The following is a 7,947-nucleotide window of genomic DNA, read 5'->3' as shown; positions in this document are numbered from 1 at the left end:
TTTTTATAACATTATTCAATACCTCTCAATACTGATATTTTAAAACTTATCAACAATAATCATTAACTCATTTCAAATTATTTTTTAAATAAACTATCTTTGCAATATGGCGCAGAAAGAAACTTTATCATCTCTTACCCAGGGAAACTTTGCAAAAGAATTATCAATTGCAGATGGAAAAATGCCTCCCAATGCGATAGATTTTGAACGATTGGTAGTCGGTACTTTTTTGATTGATAAAAAAGGGCTGGATCATTCTATTGACCTTCTGACACCGGAAGTTTTCTACGATCCAAGGCATTCGGTGATTTTCGAAGTCATTTTAAAATTATACGAAGGAAACAGTCCCGTCGATTTGATGACTGTTATTCAGGAACTGAAGAAATCAGACAGGCTGGCTTCGGCAGGGGGTGACCATTATATTATTGAACTGACAATGGGGGTCAGTTCCTCTGCGCACATAGAATACCACGTGAGAGTCATTCTTGAAAAATACATTCTCAGAAGCTTAATCAATGTTTCTGCCAACGTGATTGACACCTCATATAAAGAATCAACAGATGTTTTTGAACTTCTGGATAAAGCCGAACAGTCATTTTTTGAAATCACCAACGGGACGATAAAGAAAGGATTTGACACAGCAAATACATTGGTAAAACAGGCAATCGATACCATTAAGTCCCTAAAAGATAAAGAAGGAATCTCGGGAGTTCCATCCGGATTTACAGGAGTAGACAAAGAAACGGGGGGATGGCAAAACTCAGATCTGATTATCATTGCTGCCCGTCCGGCAATGGGTAAAACGGCCTTTCTTCTTTCTATGGCAAGAAATATTGCGGTGGGATCGAAGATTCCGATGGCCCTTTTTTCTCTGGAGATGGCATCTGTACAGCTCATCACCAGGATGATTGCGTCTGAAACAAAAATTTCTTCAGAAAAATTAAGAAAAGGACAAATGAGCGATGAAGAGTGGCAGCGGCTGTTCTCCAACGTTTCAGAACTGGAAAATGCTCCTTTATATATCGATGAAACCCCTTCCTTATCAATCTTTGACTTTCGTGCAAAATGTCGGAGACTGGTGATGCAGCATGGGGTAAGGATCATCATGGTCGATTATCTTCAGCTGATGACTGCCAGCAGCGGTGGAAAAGGGGGAGGAAACCGTGAGCAGGAAATCGCAATGATTTCTCGTTCTCTGAAAGCAATTGCAAAAGAACTGAATGTTCCTGTGATTGCACTCTCCCAGCTTTCCAGAACAGTAGAAACACGTCCCGGAAAAAGACCTCAGCTTTCAGATTTGAGAGAATCCGGAGCGATTGAGCAGGATGCAGATATCGTATCTTTCATCTTCCGACCGGAATATTATAAAATTGCTGTTTGGGATAACGATGAAGAAGGACAGGAATCTTCGACAGAAAATCAGGCCGAACTGATTATTGCAAAACACAGAAATGGTGCAACTGCTGATGTAAGGCTCTCATTTATGAAACATTTTGCTAAGTTCGGAGACCTTGGAGAAACCGATTACGGTTATCCGGCAGGAGGTAACACCGAACCAAGTGGTTTTGAAAAAATAAAAACCACCATTCAGCCCGGTGCTGCATTCGATTTACCAGATAATTCCAAAGTTTCCGGTTCTTCAATGAATGATCTGGATGATGAAGATGATTTTCCTTTTTAAAATTCAGATTAAAGTAATGGGTGTATAACCATTTTAAAAGGGAACAACATCATAGCCAAACTTTTTAAATACAGCACATTTTGAGAATTGAAATTTATACAGACGGTGCCTGCAGCGGAAATCCAGGAAAAGGAGGGTATGGAATCATCATGAAAGTTCCTGAAAAAAATTATCAGAAGACATTCTCAAAAGGTTTTCGTAAAACCACTAACAACAGAATGGAATTAATGGCAGTCATTACAGCTTTAGAAAAACTTAAATCAACTGAAAATGACATTCATGTTTTCACAGACAGCAAATATGTTTCGGATGCGGTTAATAAAAACTGGCTTGCCGGCTGGATCAGGAAAGGATGGAAAAATGTAAAAAATCCGGATCTATGGAAGCGTTTTGTATTACTTTATAATGCTCATCAGCCTAAAATGCATTGGATCAAAGGGCATGCCGGTCATTTTGAAAATGAACTTTGTGATAAACTTGCAGTAAAAGCCGCCAATGCAGGCAACCTTGATGTAGACTCTTATTTTGAAAATCAGGACAACCATACTTTATTTTAACGATTCATCATCACAACAATTATTAATAGACCACCTTTATTATAATTTTTCCCACGCAAACTTTTTGTAAAAAACATCACAAAGCAATTACAATAGAAACATTAGAGATCAAATTTTTATCTTAACTTTTTTCTGACTGTCCGGAATTTTCACAATTAAAAAAACTGTATTTTATGCTAAGTGAATGATCGACCGTATACTTCCGAAGATGAATCTTAATTTCCTATATTAATCAAACAGTTATTGTGAAAAACATTTATAAAATTAACCTGAGTTTGCGATAGATATTTTTTTAAAATAATTGATTTTCAAAACAATGTCATTTTATCGCAAAGCAAATACTACTTTTTGAAACGCTTTCAAGTTAAACAAGCCTCATCATTTATTAAAGCTATATAAGAAGTTGTATTACATTGACAAGTTTCAAGCCTCTGTCTATCGTAAATATTTGAAAATTATTTGATTAATATTTTTGTTTAGTTTTGCGTTTTACAGAGCTTTATGCCGAACTGATGTTAAATTAGGTATTAAGAATAACATACGATCAGGACTTTTTAATGTAAACCATGGATATCATATTTTATGAATTAGAATAATTTATAATTCTGACCTTATCATCAGCACATTTCAGCTTCCGTTTCAAAGTTTTGTAAGCATGGTGAAAGCAATCAAAATTAATTTCCAACTAACAAATTTCGAATGATTATAATATCTAATTAAATGATTTAACTATTCTTCTAAAAACAACCCGATATCTTACCAAATAACCATATATTTTCAACAAATTAACATCACACCTATATTTATTCCTAAGTATTTAATATATTTACACATCTAATTATAAAAATTCTGATAGATGAATAAAAATTTACTGTTTTATTTAACCATATTCCTATTCTCTGTTTTCGGAAAATTCAATTCCCAGACATACCAACTTTCCGGAAATCCAGTTGTGACAACAGGCTGGACTATGGTTTCACCTACAGTGGTCAATACGGATTTTATTCAGCTTACTGCTGATGCCAATAATCAATCCGGATCTATCAGGCTGAATGATCCTATCAACCTTAGATTCTGCGATAAGTGGAGAGTAGAATTTGATTTCAGAATGGATTCTAACCAGACTGCCAATGGCGATGGTCTTGCATTCTGGTATCTGGCAAATCCGCCGGTAGCAAGTGTGCTAGGATCAGGTCTCGGGGTTTCCCAAAATGCAGTAGGTTTTATTGCTGGTTTTGACACTTACAATAATACGACTACGGCTGTAATGAGCAAGGTCCATGTCGCGTACGGTCAGGTAGCCAATACTACCGATAATAATAATGTAGAATTTTTCAATACTGCCGGAAGCTCTTTTCATTCTCCGGATCTTAATACCACCCTGCCATTTCAGGGAACCACCTACAAGCATGTTGAAGTAACAGCACAGGTAGACCCGGCAACACCTGCAAACTGGATCGTACAGATAAAAATAGATAATACCGTAATCTGTAATCAGTCTTTTGCTCCGTCTGGAGCCGCCGCAGCAATGACTGTCGGATATTTCGGATTTTCAGCTTCTACAGGAGGAAACAGATCAAGACATTCTATTAAAAATGTAAAAATTTACACTGATAAGGTAAGTATTTTACAACCTTCTGTAACACAGTCTTTCTGCCCGAACCCTTCAACCGGATCTGCAACTACAAATCTGACATCATTTAATTCTCAGTTTGTTACAACTCCTGCCAATTACACATTCACTTATTCTGCAGGTGGAGCCACGATCAGCAATCCATCCGCATATCAGTTTAGTGCAAATACTACGGTCAATGTATTTATAAAAGACAACTCAGGGGTTTTATGTGATAACCCTGATGGTCAAATTCTCCTTACACTATCACCATTCACAGCCAGTAACACAACAATTTCAGAATGCAACAATAATAATGCAGCTACTGCTTCTTTTAATCTGACATCAGCAAATGTAAGTGCTGTACCCGGAATTGTAAAAAAATACTATAAAACGTTAGCAGACCTGAATGCCGGCACAAATGAAATTACAAATCCCACAGCATACATTTCTGCACCCGGAATTGTTTATGTAAAAGTTACAACCCCTCAGGGATGCAGCGGTAACGCACAGATAACTTTAAATTTCCTTCCACTTCCCGCAGCTAATGATGCAGTCTTAGAATCCTGTTTCAGTGCGGCTAATTCAACAGCGGCTCTCTTTGACTTAACATCTGCAAATGTTACATCTCAAACAGGCATAACCAAAAAATTCTATACATCATCAGCCAACGCTCTTGCAGGAACCAATGAGATTGTAAATCCTACCACGTATATCTCTACAGGAGCTGAAATTTATGTAAAAGTAACCAGCAGCAGCAATTGTTTCATCATCAAAAAAATCACTTTAAAAGTACTTCCGCCGGTAAGATCAACAGTATTGAAAGATAAAACAATATGCATAGATGAAAGAACAACTCTGGATGCCGGGACGGGATTCGATGCATATCTCTGGAGTACTGGTGAAACAACCTCTTCTATTCAGGGTGTATCTGTCGGAACATACTGGGTCAGCCTGAAAACAGGAAACTGTTTTACCGTACAGACCGTTGATGTAAAAGCAGCATCAAATCCTGTGATAGCAGGCATCAATATTTCCAACAATATGATAACAGTCAACGCAACAGGCGGAACTGCACCTTATCAATATTCTTTAAATGGATCAAACTGGCAGGATTCTAATGTTTTCACAGGACTTCCCAGAGGAGAAATCAAAGTTTTTGTAAAAGATTTCTATAACTGTGAACCTGTACAAGTACAGATTACCATTCCAAATCTGCTTAATGCAATCACTCCAAATGGAGACAATAAGAATGATTTTATAGATTATTCAGCATTAGCATATAAAAAGAATCTGGTATTTATCGTCTACGACAGATATGGAAACAAAAAATATGAAGCCGACAAATTGAGAAACTTCAAATGGGACGGAACCTCCGGAGGAAAAAAACTGTCTACGGGAACTTACTGGTACACAATTTCCTGGAATGAAAATGACAAAAACAATACTCTTACACAATATAACGGGTGGGTGCTTGTAAAAAACAGAGAATAATCTCCTCAAAAAAATCACTCCATACAGGAGTGATTTTTAGTTCTTTGATAATTGTATTAAAATTCAATCCATTGATCTCTTTTTAATAATCCTGCACAATACCATACAATTAAAAGCGTATAATATCAACTTTAATAGACATTTCACTTTAATTATTACACCAATAAACTTTTAAAATATTTGATTAAAATAACCCTTTTTAATATTCTAACAACCTATTCAATCTAAATAAAATGAAGAAAACACTACTACTTTACCTCTCAGTAATTCTTTTATTCTTCGCTCAGAGCAACGCTACAGCTCAAACGTATCAGCTTACAGGAAACCCGGTCAATACTACAGGTTGGGACATTGTTCCATCCGCAGTTGTAAGCGGAGATTTTGTACGGCTTACCGCTGACCAGACCAGTCAGTTTGGAGCAATAAAACTTTCTGATCCCATTAATTTAAAATACTGTGATAAATGGAAAGTTGAATTTGATTTCAGAATTGATGGGAATGGCACCACTGCCTACGGAAGAGGTGATGGCCTCACTTTTTGGTATTTATCAAACCCGCCGACAGCTTTTACGACCGGCGGAGGATTGGGAATCCCGGCCAATGCTAACGGACTGATGGTTGCTTTTGATATTTTCAACAATTCTACAGAAGGCCAGATGAGCAAAGTTCATCTTCTCTATGGTACTAACAATACACCTGCCGGAAATCCTAACGTAGAGTATAATATGACTCCCGGTAGTACATTTCACTCTCCTGATTTACAAGCTACGCAACCTTTCGTAGGAGCCAATTACAAGCATGTTGAAGTAAATGGAGAAGTAGATCCTGCCAATACGAACAACTGGATTATCCAGATAAGAATAGACGGAGTTGTCATCACCAATCAATCTTTCGCACCTTCAGGTGGTGCAATCGGAATGACAACAGGATATTTTGGATTTTCATCCGGAACCGGAGCTGCGAGCGCAAGACATTCTATTAAAAATGCGAAAATATTTATTGACAAAGTCCCTATTTTGCAAAGTACCATCACCCCGTTTGTATGTACCAACCCATCTACAGGAAATGGTTTTGTTGATTTAACTTCGTATGCTTCGCAGTTTGTAAATACCCCTTCTAATTATATAATTATTTATTATGTATTGGGAAGCTCTACACCGATTGCGACACCTACGAACTTTCAGTATACAGGAAATACAACAATAACTGTAGTAATTAAAGATCCTTCATCAACATTATGTGATAATGGTGATGCGAGAATTATTTTAAATCCAACTCCGTTTGAAGCTGCAGATGCCTCATTAACCAAATGTAACAATAACAATGCAGGTGTTGGGATCTTTAATTTAAATGATGCTGCCGTTACGGGATTAGCCGGAGTGACAAAACAGTATTATCCAACTCTCGCAGATTTGACTGCAGGAACCAATCAGATCACGAACTTTACAGCATTCCCTGCCGCTTCAGGTACAACCATCCATGTAAAAGTAACAACAGCTCAGGGCTGTGTGGACAATGCAATAATTACACTTAATACTTTCCCACCGGTAGTCGTAAATGATGCAACATTAAGAGCGTGTTCAGAACCAACTAATCCTTCATTAGGAATATTTAACCTGACGAATGCCGTCGTAACTTTAGAATCAGGAATAACTAAAAAATATTATCCTTCTCTGACTGATGCGGTCAACGGGACTAATGAAATCAACACTCCTGCAGGTTACACCGCACCTAGTGGAGTTATCTATATCCGTGTAACAAATGCAAACGGATGTTTCAACGTTGCTAAGGTAACATTGATCGTTATTGCTCCTGTATATTCTACAATTTTAACCGACAAAATAATTTGTATTGAGAACAAAACCACTCTGGATGCAGGGCCGGGTTTTACAGCATACGAATGGAGCACAGGAGCAACGACTCAAACCATTACCGATGTAGGTGTAGGTACTTATTGGGTAAAACTGAAAACAGGTGATTGCGTCTCAACACAGAATGTTAAGATTTACGCATCAGAACAGCCAGTTATTACATCCATCGATATTTCAAATACAACGATTACGGTAAATGTAAATGGAGGAACTCCGGCATATCAATATTCATTAGACAATGTGAATTGGCAGGACTCTAATATATTTACAGGAATTTCCAGAGGTATGCATAAAATTTATGTAAGAGATGTTTATCACTGTGAACCTATTGAAGTAAATATTACAGTTCCAAATTTAATTAATGTGATTACTCCAAATGGTGACGGAAAGAATGACTATATTGATTATTCAGCCCTGGCCGGCAAATTAGATTTGACATTTAATGTTTTTGACAGATACGGATCAAAGCTTCATCAGGGAGACAAAACCAACAGATACATCTGGGACGGTACTGCCAACGGTAGAAAAGTTCCTACAGGAAGTTACTGGTATTCTGTCACATGGAACGAGAACAATAAGACTAAAACTCCTGTCAAATTTTCAGGCTGGATTATGGTAAAAAATAGAGACTGATTTTTTTCATTATTTAATTATATTGTGATCACTCCCCTAAAAAAGGAGTGATTTTTTAATTAAAAAATTTAAAACCAGATTTTGGCACAAAACTGTCTG

Annotated in this window: 4 protein-coding genes; all 4 read left to right on the top strand. The window is 37.1% G+C overall.

Going from position 1 to position 7,947, the window contains the following annotated elements; genetic code table 11:
- Positions 1-106: 106 nt before the first annotated feature.
- On the top strand, positions 107-1,681 hold the full coding sequence (gene dnaB / locus AC2A07_RS16640) for a replicative DNA helicase (protein WP_484051315.1): 1,575 nt from the start codon (positions 107-109) through the stop codon (positions 1,679-1,681).
- 80 nt (positions 1,682-1,761) lie between these two features.
- Positions 1,762-2,238, top strand: a complete 477-nt coding sequence (gene rnhA / locus AC2A07_RS16635) for a ribonuclease HI (protein ID WP_484051314.1) — start codon at positions 1,762-1,764, stop codon at positions 2,236-2,238.
- Positions 2,239-3,094: 856 nt separating this feature from the next.
- Complete coding sequence (locus AC2A07_RS16630) at positions 3,095-5,344, top strand: T9SS type B sorting domain-containing protein (RefSeq protein ID WP_484051313.1); 2,250 nt, start codon at positions 3,095-3,097, stop codon at positions 5,342-5,344.
- Positions 5,345-5,577: 233 nt separating this feature from the next.
- Entirely contained in the window at positions 5,578-7,848 is a 2,271-nt protein-coding gene (locus AC2A07_RS16625; RefSeq protein WP_484051312.1) for a T9SS type B sorting domain-containing protein, read from the top strand.
- Positions 7,849-7,947: the final 99 nt, after the last annotated feature.

The organism is Chryseobacterium sp. HNCC26DJ238 (assembly GCF_057180465.1).
Note: the sequence above shows the minus strand (reverse complement) of the source record. Positions and strands in the feature narration are given on the sequence as shown.